The following is a 1,696-nucleotide window of genomic DNA, read 5'->3' as shown; positions in this document are numbered from 1 at the left end:
AAGCGCCTGTTCCCCGTGGCCCGGCCGCAGCGGTTGCGACCATGCGCTGGCCACCGCCCTGGCCGCGGGAACCGCCAGTGCCCGATCCATGCCGGGCAGCCGGGCGTTCGCGCGCATCAGATCGTCCAGCAGCGGAGGCTCCGAGAGGACGACGTGGCTGTCCAGCGCCGCGAAGGCCTGCGTCACGAGCGTCGAGCCGCAGCGCGACACATGAAAGACGATGCCCGATGGCGCCAGGCCCGGCGAGGCCTGCGCCCAGTCGAGCAGATCGGACAGCGGTGTCTGCCGGCGAAACCCCTGGTGGAAGGGGCGATGCATCGCATCCTGCACTCCGTCCGAGAAGAACGGTGCGCGCGTGACCTCGGGCGGCGCGCGCATCCAGTCCACCAGCGTCTCGCCGCCAGCCCCGGAATAGATGCGGATGGGCGACCAGCCCTCGAAATTCAGACGACCCATTGCTGCATCCATGCCTGCCGCCCCGAGGCCATGGCGGACAGGACTTCCGCCTCGGTGAAGGCCCATCCGCGGGCCTGGCCCATTTCCATGCAGGCCTGCGCGAATGCCTCCCGCGAGTGGATGCCCAGCAGGCGGTGCTGCAGCGCCGGTTCGTCGAAGACCTGTTTCCGAAACCGCGCGAACCGCCACTGCGGGTCCTGTTCGGGCGGGTAGGGCCGCCCGGTATCGCCCGCGGCGATGGCCTGGCGCAGGCGGGGCGTCGCCTCGCAATCCACCACCAGGTGCAGCCGCTCGACCGTGCCCCGGTTGCAAACGCGGTGCGGCAGGGAGAAATCGGCATACCACCACTCGCCCGTGCGCATGGGCACCCGCTGGCCATCCACATGGAAAAAGACTTCGTCATGCGTCTGCAGCGGCAGGTGCAGGCGCACCTCGCCATTCCGCAGGCCCACGCCAGCATCGGCGTGTTCCAGGATGGCGCCACCGGGCGCGAGACGCAGCACGCGCACCGATTTGAGCGGTGCCCCTTCCGTGATGCCCGCCACCAGGGTCCGAATGGCGGGGCATTGCGCCATCGTGGCTTCGTCCTGGAAGAAGTCCGCGGCGAACTCGCCTGGCGCGGCAGGCAGCGGCGAGCGGGACGTGCTGCGCAGGGCCGCCACGTGCCAGCCGCCGTTGTGCTTCGCCAGGTTGAAATGCGGGCCCCAGAGGCCGTCCGGCAACGCATGGACCTCTTGCAGCGCCGCAGCCACTTCGGCCATGCCGTGCGCCAGCCGCCGCATGGGCGGGAAGTCGTTGGGCGCAAGGGGTGCCACGGTGGGCTGGGCGGTCATGGGGCGATGCGGGCCGTGGGTGAAGCCAGCGCCGTTACTGGGCGCAGATCGCGTAGGCCGTGCAGCTTTGCAGGTCCGAGCGATAGGAGTTCAGGGCGCGGATCGTCCAACCGAAGGTGCCCGCATTGCCGCCGCAATTGGCCACCGGGCGGCTCTCGCCCAGGTAGACGCCAATGTCTTCGGGCGATGTCTGTCCGGTGCTTGCGGAATGGCCGCCGCCCAGCACCTTCTCGCCCGCATTGCAGCAGGAGGTGACGGCGCAGGCCTGTGCATTCACCGGTTGCAGCGTGATCTCGCGCACGGTGACTCCCGTGCTCACCGAGCCTGCCGCGCCGGTCGGGCCCGCAGGGCCGGTGCCACCGGTGGAGCCGGTCGCGCCCGTGGCACCGGTCGCACCCGTGGGGCCG

At 70.5% G+C, this 1,696-nt stretch carries 1 protein-coding gene and 2 pseudogenes; all 3 read right to left on the bottom strand.

Features of this window, described 5'->3' with window-relative positions; translation table 11 throughout:
- Positions 1-456: pseudogene (locus tag AC27IQ_RS23950) on the bottom strand (sulfotransferase family protein); the annotation flags it as partial.
- Positions 444-1,289 carry an aspartyl/asparaginyl beta-hydroxylase domain-containing protein gene (locus AC27IQ_RS23945; protein ID WP_487091052.1) on the bottom strand — a complete coding sequence of 282 codons (846 nt, stop codon included), beginning with the start codon at positions 1,287-1,289 and terminating at the stop codon, positions 444-446. The gene AC27IQ_RS23945 and the pseudogene AC27IQ_RS23950, both read right to left, overlap by 13 nt.
- A gap of 34 nt (positions 1,290-1,323) precedes the next feature.
- A pseudogene (locus AC27IQ_RS23940) lies at positions 1,324-1,696 on the bottom strand (hypothetical protein); the annotation flags it as partial.

The organism is Acidovorax sp. KPB24-07, assembly GCF_057543315.1.
Note: the sequence above shows the minus strand (reverse complement) of the source record. Positions and strands in the feature narration are given on the sequence as shown.

Excerpts from the sequence above, each read along its gene's own strand:
- AC27IQ_RS23945 (WP_487091052.1), bottom strand. The coding sequence starts at position 1,289 with ATGACCGCCCAGCCCACCGTGGCACCCCTTGCGCCCAACGACTTCCCG.